The 18,943-nt window shown below is 32.6% G+C and carries 27 protein-coding genes; all 27 read right to left on the bottom strand.

What is annotated here, in order from left to right; translation table 11 throughout:
* Positions 1-57: 57 nt before the first annotated feature.
* Positions 58-765, bottom strand: a complete 708-nt coding sequence (locus tag U5921_RS11660) for a hypothetical protein (protein WP_324823531.1) — start codon at positions 763-765, stop codon at positions 58-60.
* 5 nt (positions 766-770) lie between these two features.
* Entirely contained in the window at positions 771-1,289 is a 519-nt protein-coding gene (locus U5921_RS11655; protein ID WP_324823530.1) for a hypothetical protein, read from the bottom strand.
* 15 nt (positions 1,290-1,304) lie between these two features.
* Entirely contained in the window at positions 1,305-1,934 is a 630-nt protein-coding gene (locus U5921_RS11650) for a hypothetical protein (RefSeq protein ID WP_324823529.1), read from the bottom strand.
* The gene (locus U5921_RS11645; RefSeq protein ID WP_324823528.1) at positions 1,891-2,214 is read right to left on the bottom strand and encodes a hypothetical protein; all 324 of its coding nucleotides are present in this window, start codon (positions 2,212-2,214) and stop codon (positions 1,891-1,893) included. The genes U5921_RS11650 and U5921_RS11645 overlap by 44 nt, the downstream gene beginning before the upstream one ends.
* 477 nt (positions 2,215-2,691) lie before the next feature.
* Positions 2,692-3,081 carry a hypothetical protein gene (locus U5921_RS11640; protein WP_324823527.1) on the bottom strand — a complete coding sequence of 130 codons (390 nt, stop codon included), beginning with the start codon at positions 3,079-3,081 and terminating at the stop codon, positions 2,692-2,694.
* 106 nt (positions 3,082-3,187) lie between these two features.
* A complete protein-coding gene (locus U5921_RS11635) occupies positions 3,188-3,856 on the bottom strand; it encodes a hypothetical protein (protein WP_324823526.1) in 669 nt (222 codons plus the stop codon).
* 179 nt (positions 3,857-4,035) lie between these two features.
* Positions 4,036-4,797 (bottom strand): DNA-methyltransferase, encoded by a 762-nt coding sequence (locus U5921_RS11630; protein ID WP_324823525.1) that lies wholly within the window; start codon positions 4,795-4,797, stop codon positions 4,036-4,038.
* A gap of 105 nt (positions 4,798-4,902) precedes the next feature.
* Positions 4,903-5,574, bottom strand: a complete 672-nt coding sequence (locus U5921_RS11625; RefSeq protein ID WP_324823524.1) for a hypothetical protein — start codon at positions 5,572-5,574, stop codon at positions 4,903-4,905.
* Between the two features lie 78 nt (positions 5,575-5,652).
* Positions 5,653-6,492 carry a hypothetical protein gene (locus U5921_RS11620; RefSeq protein WP_324823523.1) on the bottom strand — a complete coding sequence of 280 codons (840 nt, stop codon included), beginning with the start codon at positions 6,490-6,492 and terminating at the stop codon, positions 5,653-5,655.
* A gap of 45 nt (positions 6,493-6,537) precedes the next feature.
* Positions 6,538-6,756, bottom strand: coding sequence for a hypothetical protein (locus tag U5921_RS11615; protein ID WP_324823522.1), 219 nt, complete (start codon positions 6,754-6,756; stop codon positions 6,538-6,540).
* 55 nt (positions 6,757-6,811) lie between these two features.
* The gene (locus U5921_RS11610; RefSeq protein ID WP_324823521.1) at positions 6,812-7,345 is read right to left on the bottom strand and encodes a hypothetical protein; all 534 of its coding nucleotides are present in this window, start codon (positions 7,343-7,345) and stop codon (positions 6,812-6,814) included.
* Positions 7,346-7,370: 25 nt separating this feature from the next.
* On the bottom strand, positions 7,371-8,243 hold the full coding sequence (locus U5921_RS11605; RefSeq protein ID WP_324823519.1) for a hypothetical protein: 873 nt from the start codon (positions 8,241-8,243) through the stop codon (positions 7,371-7,373).
* A gap of 173 nt (positions 8,244-8,416) precedes the next feature.
* A complete protein-coding gene (locus U5921_RS11600) occupies positions 8,417-9,772 on the bottom strand; it encodes a hypothetical protein (RefSeq protein ID WP_324823517.1) in 1,356 nt (451 codons plus the stop codon).
* A gap of 12 nt (positions 9,773-9,784) precedes the next feature.
* Positions 9,785-10,372: a hypothetical protein gene (locus tag U5921_RS11595; protein ID WP_324823515.1), complete on the bottom strand. Its 588-nt coding sequence runs from the start codon at positions 10,370-10,372 to the stop codon at positions 9,785-9,787.
* A 52-nt stretch (positions 10,373-10,424) separates the two neighbouring features.
* Positions 10,425-10,886 (bottom strand): hypothetical protein, encoded by a 462-nt coding sequence (locus U5921_RS11590; protein ID WP_324823513.1) that lies wholly within the window; start codon positions 10,884-10,886, stop codon positions 10,425-10,427.
* 20 nt (positions 10,887-10,906) lie between these two features.
* On the bottom strand, positions 10,907-11,491 hold the full coding sequence (locus tag U5921_RS11585; RefSeq protein ID WP_324823511.1) for a hypothetical protein: 585 nt from the start codon (positions 11,489-11,491) through the stop codon (positions 10,907-10,909).
* Positions 11,488-11,940 (bottom strand): hypothetical protein, encoded by a 453-nt coding sequence (locus U5921_RS11580; RefSeq protein ID WP_324823509.1) that lies wholly within the window; start codon positions 11,938-11,940, stop codon positions 11,488-11,490. Before U5921_RS11580 ends, U5921_RS11585 begins: the two co-directional genes overlap by 4 nt.
* A gap of 12 nt (positions 11,941-11,952) precedes the next feature.
* Positions 11,953-12,273, bottom strand: a complete 321-nt coding sequence (locus U5921_RS11575; RefSeq protein ID WP_324823507.1) for a hypothetical protein — start codon at positions 12,271-12,273, stop codon at positions 11,953-11,955.
* Positions 12,274-12,303: 30 nt separating this feature from the next.
* Positions 12,304-12,552 carry a hypothetical protein gene (locus U5921_RS11570; RefSeq protein WP_324823506.1) on the bottom strand — a complete coding sequence of 83 codons (249 nt, stop codon included), beginning with the start codon at positions 12,550-12,552 and terminating at the stop codon, positions 12,304-12,306.
* Between the two features lie 413 nt (positions 12,553-12,965).
* The gene (locus U5921_RS11565; protein ID WP_324823504.1) at positions 12,966-14,324 is read right to left on the bottom strand and encodes a hypothetical protein; all 1,359 of its coding nucleotides are present in this window, start codon (positions 14,322-14,324) and stop codon (positions 12,966-12,968) included.
* 541 nt (positions 14,325-14,865) lie between these two features.
* Positions 14,866-15,462 (bottom strand): hypothetical protein, encoded by a 597-nt coding sequence (locus tag U5921_RS11560; protein ID WP_324823502.1) that lies wholly within the window; start codon positions 15,460-15,462, stop codon positions 14,866-14,868.
* Between the two features lie 18 nt (positions 15,463-15,480).
* Complete coding sequence (locus U5921_RS11555) at positions 15,481-15,885, bottom strand: hypothetical protein (RefSeq protein ID WP_324823500.1); 405 nt, start codon at positions 15,883-15,885, stop codon at positions 15,481-15,483.
* A 388-nt stretch (positions 15,886-16,273) separates the two neighbouring features.
* Entirely contained in the window at positions 16,274-16,660 is a 387-nt protein-coding gene (locus U5921_RS11550; protein WP_324823498.1) for a hypothetical protein, read from the bottom strand.
* 82 nt (positions 16,661-16,742) lie between these two features.
* Positions 16,743-17,384: a hypothetical protein gene (locus tag U5921_RS11545; protein ID WP_324823496.1), complete on the bottom strand. Its 642-nt coding sequence runs from the start codon at positions 17,382-17,384 to the stop codon at positions 16,743-16,745.
* A 208-nt stretch (positions 17,385-17,592) separates the two neighbouring features.
* Complete coding sequence (locus tag U5921_RS11540) at positions 17,593-18,048, bottom strand: hypothetical protein (RefSeq protein WP_324823493.1); 456 nt, start codon at positions 18,046-18,048, stop codon at positions 17,593-17,595.
* Positions 18,049-18,306: 258 nt separating this feature from the next.
* Positions 18,307-18,591 (bottom strand): hypothetical protein, encoded by a 285-nt coding sequence (locus tag U5921_RS11535; protein ID WP_324823491.1) that lies wholly within the window; start codon positions 18,589-18,591, stop codon positions 18,307-18,309.
* The gene (locus U5921_RS11530) at positions 18,581-18,928 is read right to left on the bottom strand and encodes a hypothetical protein (protein WP_324823489.1); all 348 of its coding nucleotides are present in this window, start codon (positions 18,926-18,928) and stop codon (positions 18,581-18,583) included. The genes U5921_RS11535 and U5921_RS11530 overlap by 11 nt, the downstream gene beginning before the upstream one ends.
* Between the last annotated feature and the right edge of the window lie 15 nt (positions 18,929-18,943).

Below are 18,943 nucleotides of genomic sequence, written 5' to 3'. Positions count from 1 at the left end.
GCACCTCTCCTTCCATTTATATAATCTTTTTAATTTCATCACATACACTTCTTCCAATTAATTACTGAAAAAGATTTTATACTTTTCACATTCTTCTTTTAACTGTTTTATTGTTGTCATGCTTATATGTAACTCCATAGACACTTCTTCATCCGTCAACCCTTTATTTTTCAGACTCATAAATTTTCCTTTTGTTTGAGTATCTATATCTTTATCTATACTTTCAAATGTTTTAGGAGTAGACACTTCTGATTCTTCTTTTAAATCAGATAAATTAAAACCATCCGAATACTTTATGTGGCCCCTTTTAACTACTACTCCATATTGCATCAAATAATTTAAGCACTTTTGCACAGTCCCTTTTTTCTTCCCCATTTCCAAACCTATCTCAATATTGGTATAACCTTCTTCTGCTAATGCAATTAGTTTGAAAATATCTTCTCTAGCAAAACCCAGTCTATCAAACTCATCATTTGGGTACCTTAGTTTAATCAAATAGAAGTAAAAATTTAAGTGTTTCAAAGAAATTTCCAGCTTCTTCATTATTTCTTTTTTCAATAGCCCTTTAGTATTTAACTCTTTAATTTTATATAGTAAAGACAGATTGAATAAATTTTTTCGATATTCAACAAATTTGTATTGATTCAAAACTTGTAATACATTAGGCTGTTCTGTTTTAAAATGTTTACAAATTTCAATAACGGAATATCCATGATTAAACATTGTTTTTATTTCTTTCTTTTCAGTAGAAGTCAACTTTTTCAAAGACATCAACCCCTTCTACTACTTTCATATTTCTTCTTAACTTGATTGACATACTGAGGGGAGACCCCTACCTGTAAAGCCACCTCTGTCTCCTTCAGCCCCATATTTAGCAAAGATAGTATTCTCTGCTGTGTCTTTACGGCCTTTTCGTTAGGCTTTATACCCTTTTCTTTTCTGTAAACAGAAAGGATTTTATACACGTAGCTTAAGGAAGTTCCTGTGGTCGTAGCAATAGTGTTTTCTGGCATACCTACATTGAAATACTCTATAATTGCTTCCTTTTTACTTATAGCTTGTAGCCTATCAGAATATTTAGCCTTTAATTCATGATTGCAGTAAGCCTGTATATCTTTTTCAACTTTTTTTAACCTTATTTTTTCTCTCTCCAACTGTTCTTCTAACTCTGTAATAGTCTTGATGGTTTGATTCTTCATTAGTTTCAACCTCTGAACCTCGTTCATTTGTTTTGATTGGGTTGGTCTTAAATTTTCAACATACCCTTCATCACCATAATTTATTAACATCTTTATCACTTCCTTTTACTCGTATCGAAGGTCTATTAAAGTTTTAAACAATACTGTGTAGCACTCGGATATTATCAACTCTTCTGTTGTTGTCACATAATCTAAATCCTTAAAATCTTCAAGGGTCTGGAACTTTTTCATAACATGGTACACCAAATCATCTACACAACCCAACTCCTGAACAACATGGGCTGCTACTGTAAGAATTTCCTCTTGAATAGCTACTTTTTCTTTGTTGTGATACATTAAATAGAAACCCTTCTGTTTAGCTAAATCAAGTTGCAGTTTTAATAAATCCAATTTTTCAATACCTTTATTAGATTTACAACAATCATTACCTAACTCTTGATTTTTCTTAGTCTCTTCTATTAAAAAAGAGGTTTCAATGTCTTCAACACTGTTTTTTAGGACTTTAAAAATTTGGATAGCTCTGTTTCTTTTTCTGCTTTGCAAAAAATTTTTGTTACGTACATACTGCTCTAAAGCAGAATTAGGTTTTAAGGCATCTATCTTACAAGCCACCAAAGTTGCAGTTAATATAAAACTTTCAAAATTTTGAGATGTTATTCTGGATTGAAGACACACATCTAATTCCGCTATTTTATTCTTTAAATAGGTTATATCCCTTAAACCCGATGTCTTCATATATCACACCACCTTTCTTCTCCTTTTCTTTTAACAGATTCTTTTCTGTTAAAAAAAAGTACAAATCCCAGGAGGGGATACCTAAAACTTCTGCTGTATCTTCTAAGTCCATATTTTTATCATAGATTCCTTGTATTACCTGCTCTGCGGAATCTTTATCAAATTGCATAAGGAATCTTATCTCTTTTCTCAATTCATTAAGTTTTTTAATTACAGCATAGTTTTCATTTCTAAAATACTTATATCTTTCTAAACATACATCAAAATCATACTCTCTCATAAATAATCCCTCCAAAACTTTCTATATAGTAATATACTTTTTTATGTCCTCTTTACTGTCCATTAAAGGTATATTTATGTCCCTGTTAAGCAAAAAACTGTGTTGTATAAAAAACAAAAAGATATTCATCTTGTAGAGAATACCTTTAATTTCAGCATATTTAATTACAGTAAGATTGCTTGATTTTATAGTAAAAATACTTTATAAAAAATATAAGGTTTATGTTCAAAAAACATAAACCTTATATCAGTAATCATCATAACAATATGACTTTTCATCTTCACTTTGAATTTGTAATACTTTTTCAAGTAGTTCCTTCCAAAGCAGCAATCTATCTTCTAAGCTTAAACCATGTTCTTTGTATCTGACTTCTTCTATCAACAAATCCAAATCAACCGTAGGACCCCTAAGATTATTTCTTATTACTTTAACCTCAATAGGTAGACTTTTCAAATCATTCTCTATGCACATGAAATTTTACCCACGAAGTCTGCTTTTTGTAGTTCTCTTTTTAGTTCTGCCTTTGGAAGTCTTAGAAGTCTTGGAAGTTTTAGTATTTTTATGATTCTTAGGTTGTTTTGGCATTTCCTCAGCAAGTCCAAAAGTTAGAAGGTCAACATCCATCCGATAATCTGGGTAGTAAAGATTCATGTAGGCAACGGCTTTTAGAAAAAAGCCCTCACAGACAGATAATCTTTTGCTTAAACTTAAACCATCTTTGTTTGTTGCTTCTAAAAACTCATAGTATAAGGCATTGAAATCTTCGTGTTTTGCATCATAAAAATACTGGTCTCTTAGAATATCCATTTCCTTTTCTATTGCCTGTATTTCAACCGTTTGCAGTATACTTTTTGCATTTAGTTTCATCTTGACTTAACCTCCCTTACTTTAAAAGTCTTTTAGGTTAAATCATCTTATCGTAACTTTTTGCTTAAGTAAAGAAAGGATGTTTGTTTAACATCCTTTCTTTTTTTTATTTTGTCATTTGAGTAAATATAACTCCAATTGTAGTACCCGAAGTATCTCTTATCAAGTTTGCTTCAAACTTAGCAGAAGCAGCTAAATACTCACAGTTACCAGAACGGCTAAAACCACCTATACTATTATCAAATTCTACTTTACCCGTGGACTGATTGATTGCAAAAGGATTTGCAACAATAAGTAATCCATCCTTAATATTAGCTGTAATACCATTTTCATTTATGAGTTTAGTCGAACCCTCACCTTTTATAGGGTTTGTAGCACTTATAGGGTCCCCTTTTTCTTCTCCTACAGTATCAGATGCCAATAGTGCATTATAATTTATGTAGTCACGGTCACCAATTTTAAATACATAGGATATTTCATGTGCTTTATTAGTTACAACACCTTTATGCATAGCATTAGTACTGATTAATATAGCCACCGGCTTACCCGTAAAGTTTTGAACGGCTGATTTAACCATTGTTCCTGTTACAATCTTATCATTATAATCGTCAAAAGCTGATTCAGATACAGTACCCAAATTATCTTGAACTCCCACGGTTCCTTCATTGGCTACACCTTTAGCTATTGAGAAGACACCAAAACCTAAACCTATAACTGCGGCTAATGCAATTAAAACGATACCAAGCATGGTACCACTCGAAATTTCTTTCTCCATTGGAAATTCCCCCTTATTGTTAGTCACTTCTTCCTCTACCTTTAAATAAAGATACGTATTTATGACCATGTAATAAGGTTGTTTGCTCAGTATTTAAGACACATGTTGTTTTTGTGCTTCTGGTGCCCAGCTTTAAAAATTATTATTTTTTAAAAGTGTAAAAAAACCTTAAATATCATTCAATCATACTGAATTGTGGTATCTCTCCATACTGCTACACTCTCAAATGACTCTTTGAGGGTGTTGAAATACTCTGTGTTCTTCTCAAACCCTATGAAACCCCTCTGCTCGTTCAATGCTGTCAGTCCGGTAGAACCACCACCCATAAAAGGGTCAAAAACAACATCCCCGGGGTTAGAGGATAGGTTTACAAGCAACCTTAACAATTCAGGATTTTTAGCACAAGGATGACCATTATCTTGTTTGCTCCTGGTTCTTTTAACATTGGCAAAACAACTACCTATAAATGCTGGATATGTATAGGTATATAGGTTAGGATTTTTATTACGACTATCGTTTAACCAGCTCTCCGAAGTCTTGAAAAAATCATACAGATGCAAGTCATTAGGTATACCCTTACTGCAATACACAATGAGTTGATTATTATATTGAAAATTGTTTTTACTATGTTGAGAAGTCGTATAATTTCTTACAGTTAAAATATTATTAAAAGTGAAAACCTCTTGAATTTGTGACAACCATAACCCTGCTTGTTTGGTTGGAATGAAAATATAGCAATGCCTTCCTTCTTTCAATACCCTATACATTTGCTTTAACCAAAACTCAATATTGCTTTTGACATATTCTAAACTATCATCAAAACCCACTGAATATCCCACACCATACGGAGGGTCTGTAACTATTAAATCTATGCTACTATCCTCTAGCTTTTCAAACAAAGCATTACAATCACCTTGCAATAAACGAACTATATTTTTCATAAAAATCTACTCCCTTTCTTTTTCCTTTAAAAGAAAGTAGATTTTATAGCCATAAAAAAGAGATACATGTGAGTTGTTTGACTTACATGTATCTCTTAATTTATATTAGTTTTGTATATTCAAGACAATTTCCACACCCGTTTTACCTATGACCGTATCATCTTGCATACTCATAAAATAAGCTATACAAGGATATGTACCTTTACCTAAACCCTTTGATAATTTTATTTCTTCTATACTGTCTCCAATATTTAAAACTGAGGAAGTATATACTACCTCTTTAGTGTCTTTTAACTGTATCTCAACCTTTTGGGGATGTTTATTACCCTCAACATTCTTTATCTTTATAACCCCCGCTGATTCACCGTTGATAAATACAGGTTGTGTTATTATAGACGTGGTTATCATACTCTCTCTAACCTGCTGATTTAATCTCTCAACTATGGAGGCTTTAGATTCAGGCTCTGTTATCCTTACAATATTTGAATCTACAGTTAAATCCAATTTATTTATCGTCTTAGTCTCATCAGCTATGGAAACCAAAGTATCAGGATTATCCGCTACAACTGTTATAGGTGTCGTTCCTGATACCTTAAGAGGAACTGTTACAGAGAAGATTGATGCTTGTTTTGTATCTATAACCTCTAACGTCATATTTGAATTGAAAACTCCACCTTTTTGATGTATTGCTTTATAACCCTCATACCCAAACACATTGAACGATGTACCCACCATTATTAAACTTACTAATATAAATGACATTGTTTTCATTTTCATTTAAACATACTCCTTACGTTTTTTCATATTTTTCTCTCAATCAATACATCTACACAAACCCCTTTATTTAACCTATTTCTAAGCACTTGTAAAACCACTCACCAAACTTAGAATGAAACTTAGAATATCACTAAACCCACCTGCTATTAAGTATGTAATACAAACTGCTAATACGATGTAAGACCACGACCGTTTAAGAAGATAGTTCAGATAAACATTTGTATAGTTATCAAAATACTTTTCCTTTTCTTTAACCACAAAAACTGCATCATATGAAATCAGTACATTAGGTTTACCCCCGTTTGTAATATCAAACTCTCTCCAAATAGGTAAACCTATATATGCAAGGTCAAGCACTGTTGATGTCAATAAAATAACAATTAGAATAATAGCACCTACCCCAAAAACAATATTTACTATGCCAAAGGCAGGTTTGGTTATATTATATGTTGTAGTCATATCTGCTTTAAACTCACTGTAAATAGCCAAAAAGACAATTCTACCCACATCCTCATCTACGGTTTGCATATCCTTCATAAAAGTAATAATAGCCTCTTTGTTTGTTGTGTTTTCTTGAGCCTCTAAACCACTCATAAAGAAATGCATGGATTTAGCCAACTGATTTTTAGAAATGTTGTTCCATATATTTTTATCTATATAAAGAACACCACCTTTTTCTATTGCCACTACATTATCATTATTTTTGTATGGAACTATCAAACCATCACTTCTATCAATACCAAAAGCTAAATTAGCTGTCTTAAAAGCATATTCAAACTCTTTACTTGTTATCTGCCCACCTGATATTGTAATAACATCAGATGAAGTTTCATCAAACTCAGCAGCAAACACAAAGGTTGTATTAAGTACAGTCAAAACAAACACTATTAAAAAACCTAATAACCACCTTCTCTTCATTTTGACACCCCCATACATATGTGCTTTTAGAAATAAAGTGGAGGGTTAACTCCACTTTACTCCTTTACCTATCTTTAAACTCTTTGCATTGTCACTAAACATGAATGCTGCTATAAAGCTTAAAGCACATAGGCCCACAAAAACCCAATAAACTGTGTTACACGAAACAAATAACATACAATTTAAACCAAAAAACAATAATCCAAATACCCCAAACAAAATTGCACCTAATAAATTCAACATTCTATTCTCAAACATTTTCATATTAAAAACCTCCTTATGATTTTTACTCTATAATTTCTAACAAACTTTAATCTTATTAGACCTTTAATACTTTGTCTTTGTAAATTACACCTACAGCCATACCCAAAGCATCATACACGTCTTGTTTCACTTCTAAATTAAAACCCAACTCATTTAAACAGCTAGTCACTATTTCTTTATCATTTTTCTCTGCACCTAACTTATAGTTTGCCGCTTGCTTTAAATACTTTTTCCACTTTTTATTGTCTATTCTCTTTATAGCCTCTACAAGTATTAGTTTATCAGCTTTTAAATCATCAACAATAGTATTTAATTGTATTAACCCTTTCACTGTTTTAAAATTCACACCACCATAAACATCTTCAACGAAAATAACTGGAATATGTTTATTACCTATAAGGTCTAGTAAAAAAGTTCTAAATTCTAATCTTCTACCTAATTCATCCTCCACCTTTAAGCTATTTATACCAAAAGATATATTTTTATCAGTACTTAAAACCCAACCTGTGCTTCTAACGGATATATCCAAACTTAGAAAGGTAGGCTCTAATTCTAAGAAATTTTTATAATTCAATTCTGTTATTCGCATTTCAGAAACCTACCTTTATCTTTAATTAACCTGTTATTCCACCAACTAAACTTAAGACAAACCCAATAATACCACTTAATCCACCACCGATTAAGTACATAATACAAATGGCTAAAACTATGTATGTGATTACCCTACGTTGGAAGTATAATAGGTAAGCATTTTTGTATCCGCCATCTCCACCGGCAAGGCCCTTTTCTATTTCATTTACTGTTGTCATAGCTTCATAAGAAACACCAAATGGGTTTTTACCTTTACCCTCTGCTTTATCCGCTTGAACATTTCTCCATATAGGTAAACCTATATAGGCTAAATCCATTACAGTAGAGAATATTAGGAATAGGATAAGGCAAACTGCTCCTATACCTATAACTATACTTAATACATTCAGGAAAGGACTTGTTATTTTATATGCTTGATACATGTCCCCCTTTGTACTCTCAAATATTAAAGGTAACATTACAGAACTTACATTAGAGTCTGCTTCTTGAAGGTCACCCATAATTTGCTGAACGGTATCACCATTAGCACCTACATTGGATATAGCATCTGTAAATAATCTCATTGCTTTTGTTACATCTTTTTGTTTAGCTTCTTGAAAAGCTACAGGGTCAATCTGAATTTTACCATCCGTAACTTTTAAAATATTATAGGGTTCACCTTTTGTTGTTACTGTTAGTACACCACCCTTATAACTTACATTTCCACTTTTATAAACCCCATCTTTTGCACCCATCTGTTCTGCTAGACTATCTGCTGTAATTTTACTATCTGTAAAAGTTACTGTTTTAAAATTTTCTTCGTCTGCAAATATAGATATAGGTGCTATTACACTAATTATTAAGAATAAGGCAAACATAAAGCCAAAAATTCTTAAACCTTTTTGATTTTTTACCATATCAAAAACCCCCTTAATTTCTTTGTTTACATATTTTCTAAAAATCAAATAACAAATTTATAATCTCTAAACTAATATAATTTTTCCTTCTGTCAAAAACTCCTATCATGCTGCCTGAACTCTAAAAAAGTCTCTTGAAGTACTACTCTTATGTCCACTTAAAAATTTGATTATTATTCAGGTGTGGGGTCTGAAAAATCGACCCCATCCTGTGAATTATCTACTGCACTTTCTGCCCCTTCTGTTGGTGTTTCTTCTACGACCTCAGAATGGTTGTCCTCTGGTTGAGGGTCAATTTGACTGGTTTCCTCTGTGCCTGTTGAATCTGCTGTATCCGTTGTGTCTGCTGTGCCGGTTGTATCTGCTGTGTCTGCTGTGTCAGGTGATTCCATAGGACTATCCTCTATTTGCTCCTTTTCCTCAGGCAAAATCTCATCCTCTGGTAAAACATTCTCACTATCATTATCATTTATAACTTCTTGTTCATCTGCAAGGGAATCACTCACTTCATCATTTGTAGGTTCTTCGAATATACCCCCCTCTGGTTCTTCATTTATAATTTCCTCAAAAACCAATACGAGAGATAATAGTTCGTCATTGAAGCTTTCCTTGAAAGGACCCATTTCTATTTCTACTGGAATATCAACAGAAGCCCCATTTAATAACTCAACCTGGTCCTCAATTAAAGCAACACCATTTTCAAGTGTATTAACAATAACCTGACCATTAACTGTAAGCCTGAACTCTTTTAACCCCTCTCTACCATTAATGAAATCAACTTCTGAGCCAACCAATACCCAATCATTTAAGGGAACCACCTGTATGGCCACTAACTTAACGTCTACACCTGTGCCGTTCTCGCAAGGATACTTACCTTGTAAGGTTAAAGTATCTGCTGCTCTTGTTAAAGAAAGACCCTCTGTAACAAAAAATATCTGTGGTTCTGCAGTAGCTGTATCTGTATCTGTAACTTGCTCTTCACTAGGCTGCTCATCTGTGATTTCCACAACAGGTTCTTCCACTGCACCCTCTACTATTGGTTCTTCCTCAACTGACCCTTCCTCTATGGGATTACCCTCATTATTTGAAGACTCTGTTGAATCCTCTGAAGGTGTTGCCTCTGATTCTTCTACCATAGGTAAATCCTCAACAATAGGTTCATCCTCAACAATAGGCTCATCCTCAATAGGTTCAGATTCTATCGGTTCAGATTCTATGGGGTTTTCATCTGTTAATTCACCCTCATTCAATGTAACCTCTGGTTCTGCTATCATAGGTTCTTCCTCTACTGTTGCTGTACTATCTTCCTCAGGTGGGGAAGTAGGTTCAAATATTTCTTCTTTATTCCCATCTAAATCTGCTTCACTGATTGAACTATCATCTGAATCATTTATGTTTGAAATATTCTCAATATTTGTATCTGATGTAGTGTCTAAACCCTTATCTGCTATATCTTCAGCAAATACAGAAAGGGGAGTAGCTGTTATCATTGTAATTACTAATAAAAACGACAATATTTTAGTTTTCACTTATTTCACCTCCTATTTTCCTTTCTTTAAATAACTTAACTTCTCCTTTTCTTTTAAAGTCAAATCTGTTATATCCTCACGATTCTCTAAATTTTTGATATAAAACATATAATCAATAACTAATTTTTCAAATTTATGAGTTTTGTAATGTTGACCCCAAGTTTCCCATTCTTCACAATTAGGCTTATAGATATAAACAAACTCAACACCCTCACTCGCATAAATTGTGAAAGGATTTGGATAAATACGGGGTTTAATAGGCTTGTTTTTCTTGATTAAATCCCCATCTACCTGCCTTATATCTCTATGCTTGGATATTGTAACCCCTTCTTGTAATCTCACTTCTTTTACTTTACTACCATCTTTTAAAACATAATGTCCTATGCTTGACTCGGGTTTTAAACGTTCACATAACTCTACTAAATCACCTAACTTAAATATTTTTTCTACCCTCTCTTGAGTTTGATATTTTCCATACAACAAAGCGCCTAAAAAAGCAGGATTACCATTGTTATCTACTGTTATAACTTTTATTACATTTCCCTCATATATTCCAATAGCTGCACTCATACCCTCACGTATGGGGGCATATGCCCCCATACTCGCCTCCCTTCAAATAATTCTTATCCTCCTTTCAACCAAAACAAAGTGTTTAATTAAACTCTGCTAAAACCTGCTCGTCTGTATATGTACTTAAATCTGTTATCTTAGGGATATACTCACCATCTATAATTGGGTCATAATCACGAACACCTGCATGGGTGTAGATATGCTTCCCTGAAACCCCTAAATCCTTTGTATCTACTAACTCTAAATTCACATTATAGTAGGTGTAAGACAGGCCTTTGAAAGCAGAATCAATAAAAATGTACCCATAGGTTGATTCTATAGCAATTACAAAATCTACTAAATTACCCTGATTGTCTTCAATAATCAAGTAACCACCTGGTTTATCTGTTGCTGTAACCCTGTAGGTTCCTGTTTCTACTATGCTCATATCTACTAACTCAAATCTGTTTGTCTCCTTTGGTGTTACTTCCTGTGCTAAAACAGGTGTAATACCCAAGCTTGCTATCATTGCTAAACTTAAAACTAAACTAAATATCTTTTTCATTTTAATTACCTCCTAATAATTTAAACTACTTTTGAAACTACAAACGAATTTATAACTTCATTCACATTCTTATCTATTTCTCCTGTTAACCAACATAAATTATTAATTATTTCTTTTATTGTTTTACGTACTACCCTCAACACTTCTCGATTTTGTTCTTTTGTATCTTTCAAAATTGTATCTTCCAAAAGAACTCTTAAAATATCCAATTTATTTGCTACACTTAATAAATCTTCTTCGTACTCTTTAAACTTTTCGGAATTGGTAGCTGATACATTATTTGAAGAACTTATTAAAGGTATGGTTAACCTTGCTACATATAACTTCAAATCTTTTTTTAGTGTATACAAAGATTTAATTGCTGAATCCGTACAAGAATACGTATATTTAAAAGTCTCATGGGTTTCTTTTCTTATCCCATAAGGCACAAAACCTCTTAATGGGTCCCGTATACCTTTTAAATTATCTATCAGCTCTACTAGTTCACCTTCATATGGTTTAAATAGATTTAAACAAGCCGCTAAGACTTCTTCCTGAGAGTTACTAAGAGTTGATACTTGCTCTAATAAAATATTACACTCATCTACCCAACCATATTTGCTCATAACCCCATCTCCTTTACTGTTTGATAGTCTACGTACCAATCCTTTTTAGTCTTTGCTGTAATACCATATACACTTTCTACCTCTATGTTTGTAAAACCCTCTCCTTCAATAAAACTATTCATATTAAACGTTGGGGAAGCTAACTCTAAAATTTCCTCGTAGTTGTAATACAAACTTCTTAAAATCACAAAATCTTTTCTACTTAAACCCTTTTCCAGAATATTAGCTATTACAGTTGCTGTAGTATAAACTTCTTCTATACAATCAACAGTCAAACGACCCCTAATCACCTCATTTACCAATAAATCAAAGTCTGGTGTGTTAAATCTACCCAAACGTCTCAATTGACAACCGGCTGTGGCTGACCTAATACCCATTTGACCCCTTAACTGCTCTGGGGTAGCAATTTCATCTGTTTCAAATTCCAACCCAAATATCTCTACCTTCATATCCACACCCCCTTATGCTGGTACTTCTTGATTCTTTAAGGCTTCTTCTGCTTCCTTTACCCTAAGGTGCTCTGTTGCTAATCTTAAAAGGGCATCCAAATATTCCGTACAATACTCCAAAGTCTTGATTGATTTGAATTGTTTTGCCTTTTCTAACTTATATAGTGTTGTCCCATACTTGTGCTCTGCAACTAAATCAATCAACATGGCTATTTTATAGATTTCTCTGTGTATAAGGTCAAACTCATACATCTTTGCTTCTTCAATATGTTTTTTCACATTTTCAATCCTCTGACCACAAATCTCTAAATCTCTATATTCTTTTTCAAACATTATGATTACTCCCTTTCTAAGACCCTTTATTTACGATGTAATACTTGTAAAAGCTAATAACAGTTTGATAGCTCTTTTGACTTGTCTTCTCACATAACGGGTTTCTTTTTTATAACACTCACTGACAGCACCAACCAAAAAACCTGTATCATAATTTTTATCTATGTTTGATGCTATTGATAAAGTGATTTCTTTTATCTCCAAAACCCTTTCTTTACTCAATTGCACTCTTTCCAACTCCAAAGCCAACTGACTTAACTGATTTTTTATCTTCTCCATTTCTGTAACCCCCTTATAAAACTATCTTTCCTTTGACCTTTACTTAAATTATTTCTTATTGTCCATAAAAATTTGATACATGTTATTAAATCTTCATACATGTATTAAAATCTAAAAATATCTAAACAAATCTTTTTTATAACTGTCCAATCTCTTATTTTTAGGTTGCAATTTCAACATATGTGAGTTTAGATGGTTTTGTATAATAAAAATGTCTTTCTGAAAGTTTTCAGAAAGACATCAAAATTTTATATTTTTTCAAGATATATCCTTGAGTGAAATGTGATTCTCCTTAATACCCTAAACACTTATTATCAATATACAACCTATTTACCTCAATCTAAAAGAGAAGGGTGTGCTGCCGGCAGCACACCCTTCTCTACGTGAAATATGATTTATATTGATTGTGTGGGTTAGATTTTAAGTTGTTCCAAACAGATACGAGCAATTAAAGGTAAAGACTTAGATTCTGGTAATCTTAGTTGATTCACGTCAAGGTCCTGCAGACCAAACCTTACCCTGTCTAAGGCATCTGCATCCTTGAAAAGATTAAACAAGAACTGGGTTTTAGTCCTATTCTTACTCAATACCCTGTTCCTCTTGATTTCCTCATAACCCTCATCATCTGGTCTACAATGATACTCTATTAAGAAAGACACTGTGGGGTCTGGTTTGGTTACGTTGGATTGATAATAAAGGCTGCTGTAATACCCATGCTCTAAATCAATATTATCATTTACCCGTTTAGTGTCATGATAGATAGCAGCAGTAGACAGTATTTTTCTATCTGACTGAGGTAGATTCAACAATTCAGATAGTATTAGGGATAAGAGCAACACCCTCGCTGTATGTTCCTTTCCATGCACAGAAGAGTCCTGGGCAAAGTTCAATGTAAGCATGGTCTCTCTAAAATCTTTATAAGTATCTATAACAGCAGGGAAGATGTCATCCAAATCTTCAATACCCTTTATTGTCTGCATATCTACTATTTCAATATCGGAAGGTCTTACTATCACTTCTTTTTCATTACTGTCCTTGATAAAACAATCTACAACTTTATCCTTATTCACCCTTGCTGTTATTATTTGAGCTTCATCCATACTCAAACGACAAGCAAAGAAATTAGCCATATTTATATCTAAAGTCCAAGAGTAAGCCTTATTTGTAGGAGTACTTTGACTACCCTCACCACGATAGATTGTGAGGGTTTCGGGTAGGTCTTTTAACTGGTTTTCAGTTTTCTTCATATCTGACTTTGTTTTGGTAGATACGATTAATTCAAAATTCTCCGGAGAAATGCCCTTGAAACCAAAATCAGCAGAAGTATAGACAGAGAAGAATAGGGTATAAAGACCTTCTACTGTACCCTTTTCTATCAACATATTAAAATATTCTATTTTCATAGAATCAGTCAAAGACAAGATTGACCCCAAATAATCATTATTGAGAACTTCTTGCTCTCTACTCTCAATAACCTGTGGCAACTGCTCCTTATAATCTCCCATACCCAACTGCAATAACTCTAGGTGTAGTGGTAAGGCTGCTAAGGTATTACGATTAAAGTAGAAAGAACTGTTTGAGATTGAAGGACTATAGGCTACACAGGAAGGGTCAATAGGAAACTGGTTTTTAAACTGTTCTTCTGTAAGAGAAACATTATACCCTTTTCCCTGATAATCCTTTATATCTTCTTCTGTTTTTATATCTGATTGATAAATCACGGAATCAAAACCTAAGGCTTTGACATTTAAAATCAGGTCACTTATAGTCATACTTTATTACCCTCTTTATCTTTTGTGAAAGATACTCTTGTACAGTATAACGGGTATAAAGGTTTTCGACAAGAAAAAAGCATAGATGTTATTATGTAAGTTATCTTTGAGTATGTTAAAGTAGGTTCTTAAATATACCCTTAAATAAGAAAACAGAAGGACTTTATCAAGTAATCTTACCCTTGAAGAAAATATTGGTCAGAAAAATCTTACCTTGAAAAACAAGTAATCTTACCTTTAGGATGTGATTATGTTTAGAAAAACCTTACCTCTGATTTACCCTCGATAATATTGAATAAACCCTACAGGTATTGAAGGCTCTACGAGCTCACTGAATACCCTTTTAATACTTATCTACGGAATTTTACCCTATGAAGTCCTTATAGCCTGCCTACGACCATTATAACCCTTTCTGTGCTGCTATGCTATACCCTCTATTAACACACCCTAATTAACCTAAATCACTAAATCAATCTAATTACAGAGTAAGGGGGAGGTGTCGTAGACACCTCCCCCTTACGGTACAAAAAATATATGTAATTTAAAGAAGATACCTCTCAAGGTCTTCCTGAGTAGTTTTAGTAAATTGTTTTGAGGATGTTTGAAGGATAAGGATTTTATCTTCTTTTATCATATCCCAATAATCCTCTTGCATGTATAAATCATCCTGATAAAGGTCTTTTAGGGTTTTGCTTACTGGATACCCTGCTTCTCTTAATACCCTTTTCACACCTAACGGTGTGTTTGTATCTACTATCTCTAACAAAGTGTTATTGGAGACAATGATTGGTTTGGGGTCTTCTGGTGATTGAGTATCCACGAAAGATAACACGTCTTCCTCTGTTTTAAACCTATCTATTGTGATACCAGATTTACCCAATATATCTACATAAGTAATAACTAAGAACTCAGATGGTATTACTTTCTTATAAAAATCAATTATAAACGAAATACCCTTATCTTCTATATCTTCACTCTCTATCTTAAACCAAGATAATTTACGATTTTGATTCATATCTCTTGCTAGATTACGAAATATGATTTCATAAGCCTTCTTTTCATTCTTAGTACCCAATCTTCTTATCATTTCAAAAACTACGATACCAAATATATCTGATAAACTACTATACTGTTCCATAATAACACCTTCCTCATATTATACTACTCTGACAATTAACGTCTGTTTTCTTGTTTCTATATTAACTTTGAAATTGGGGTTTGATACACTATCAAACCCTACTAAGGCTATACGGATTGAATCCTCATATTCCTTAAAATCAACCATCCTATTCCACATCTCTACGTGGTTTGCTTCCTCAGCAAACCAACGATTAGATTTGTAAGTAAAAAAGATATATGGCGCAAGTAGGTAAGGGGTCTCTAGTAATTCCTTAGTTATAGGTTCAGATTGTTTTAACTTGGTGAATATCAGTCTATTATCTAAAGTGTAAACACTAATATCTGACGCCAGTTTGGCTATAATTTCGTTATCTCCACTCTGTAGGGAGGGGGATTTATTTATTATGCTTGCTACTATATCTAAAATTGTTATTAAATTCATGCTGACACCTCTTTCTTAGAATGATGAAACTTACTAAATTAATTAAAAAACCTTTATATCTTTAATAACCATGACAATAAACACAACGACTATACCAATTAACATAAAGAACAAACAAACATTATTAGCCAAATAACCTATAATAATCAAAGGACTAAGAAGACTATAACAAATCTCTCTTCTTTTATTTTCTCTTTATTATCAATCTTATTGAATGTTTTATCTTTATTTAATTCTTTATTAATTTTCTCTCTATCTATATACTGTGAGAGTGTATAGATTTATGTCCACCGCCTTCTTATATGCATCCTCAAGAAGTGTAACTGTGATAAAAACATTGAAAAGTCAGCACAAAAAAAATTGATGTTATTTTATTATAACATCAATTTCATCCTACAATAAGAATTCCGGTGTCTGTAATAGATAAGTATACCGGATTCTCCAAAGTTTCATGCTCTACCAAATCATATAGTATATCTTTATGTTTTTGTGTAAATTTACCTGTATTTGTTTTAGGTAATATGAATCGCTTGTCCTTTATACTTAAAACTTCTACTGTTTTTATATAAGTAAGTGAAAATAGTCTAACACACTCATGTATTAATTCCTGTTGCTCTTCTACAGAACTTTGTTTTATAATATCAACAAGTTTTATCAACTCTCCTTCATTTTGTGTTGCTATAAGAAAAGAACAGACCGTTTCTATATCAGCAGCACTATATTTATCTTTACATACTTCTTGCAGTTTGCTATAAAGAAAATCTTCACTTTTCATTATTTGAAACCTCCTGTTCTTTCTAATCTTTTAGAATAAAGTGGGTAGATTATCTACCCACTTTATTGATTTCTGCTTTAACTTACTCTCGGTTTGCTTCTGCTTCTTTTATCATAGATACACAGGACTTGTGGCAAGGGTACTTAGCACTAAAATCCTTTGTCTTTATAATACAATACCCAAAGGATGGGTTTTCACAACCTTTACAAACAGAGTACTTCTTACCCTCACAGTCTGTACAAAGGTTATCTACTCCACCTAAATCAGTGTTTGCTGAGTGATAGATACCAAAACCATAAGAATCACTATCATAACCCTTTGAACCTGTTTTATATGTATCAAAGACCTTCTTACAATCATCACACTGTACAAACCCTTTATCCTTATATTCCTCTAAACAACCCTTACAAATCATACGATTAGTTTTTTCTGCTTGACCGTTTTTTCCTGTAATATAAATGGGTAACATAGTAGAAATCTTATGTTTCCCACCACAAACATCACATACTGCTCTATTCTCCACCTTAATAGGATACAATTTCTCATCTGCAGAAACCCCTAAATTTAGAATATCAGTTCTATGTTTTAGAATCCAATCTTTACCTACAACACCTGTTTGTCCTTCTTCGGATTTTGCTAAATAAACATAGCTTTTACCCTCTTTTTTCTTATCAAAAACCATTGCACCATTTTCATTTGTTACTGTTTTTAATATGTACTTCATAATTAATACCTCCTAAATATTTAAATATTTTATTTTTACCCTAAATTTCACCCCCATCTGGGTGTGGGGGAAATATGTTCAATACAAATAGATTGTTTGAAACATCCCCTTAAAAAGGGGAATAGACTTTAGTCACAATGAAAACAGTACACTTATCATCTTTGTTTTCTTACTTCAATAATTTCTGTACTTCCTTCATAATTAGCTTTTACCCTTTATCTGCTAAACCTTCTGCTAATTCTACCGCTACTTCTTCAAATGTCTTAAAATCTAAAGGATATCCTTTAAAACATTCTTGAAGTGCTTTTTGTGATATTTGACCTGTTCTTCTATAATAAGGGTCCTCGTACAAGTAATCAGAAGCATTTGCTGCTGTATAATCCATAGCATCATCTAATAAATTTATTTTTAGAGCATAATACCACACTTCAGTTTCACCACTCCAACCAGAAAAATGCCAATCTGCTCTACCCATTAAACCTTCATTTGAATTAAAACCAACTTGTGCATATAATTTTCCAATCCCTCTACCTGAATCTTCTTGAATACAATCTTCTTTCCATAATTGCTTTGCTTGTTTTACTACTCGACTATAAACCTCTTTCAATTCTGTTAGTGTTATATCATAATTCTTAAAAATCTTTTGAACCTCTTGTTTTCTCATTTTTATCTACCTCTTTCTTTTTTGTTTTAAAATCTATGTAAACTACAAAACACAAGATTTCTCAAATGCTGTAAGTGTTTTTCAAGTTTAATTGTTTTTGCTTATACTTAATTTAGTTTTTTATGACCAATATTTTTTTTGATTGTCCAGAAATTTTAAATACATGATGTCTAACTCATTCTTACATGTCTGTTTTCAAAACAGAAAAATAACAATTCATCTTACAAATTTAATGAATAATCCAAATCACACAAAATTTTATGCTACACGATAAGATGAAAAACTCCACTGATTTCCTGATACTTCAAAACTGATTGTGTGCTTATCTTCTATTGTTACCAAAGGTTCTATTGGTGTTACAGAAAATTGTATTAAAGCATTGTTTAACTCTGCTTCATATATGACCCCATCTGGACAATATGTATTCATGTATAACCTCAGGTCTAAGAATAAATCTATGGGTTTAACCTTTAAAGAATAATAGTTACAAATAAACTCTATTACTGCTAATAATTCTGACATCTTACTAATTTTAAACTTCATTGTTTGACTTCCTTTCTATTTCAATATTTAAATAATTAATGGTTAATACAAAGAAACAGTGGTTTTCTACTATAAATGTTCTTACAGTGTAAACCTCAACCCCCAACTCTCCTATAAGGTCCTCAACTACTTTTTTAAAAGTTGCTTCAGCTAATCGATGAGCACATAAATCTATCAAAGCATCATCAAAATAATCCTTGAAATCGTCACCATACTTTTTAAGTATATCTTCAGAATCTTCCAACAAACAATTTGAATCTGTATGCCACAACGACAAGAGTTTAACTTTACCCTCAGCTTCAATCTTTTTACAACTAAAAACTTTATCTAATTCCATAATTCTTCTCCTTTC

It is taken from the genome of Sinanaerobacter sp. ZZT-01 (assembly GCF_035621135.1).
Classification (GTDB): domain Bacteria; phylum Bacillota; class Clostridia; order Peptostreptococcales; family Anaerovoracaceae; genus IOR16.
The sequence above is the reverse complement of the archived record's forward strand: the minus strand, read 5'-3'. Positions and strand labels throughout refer to the sequence as shown.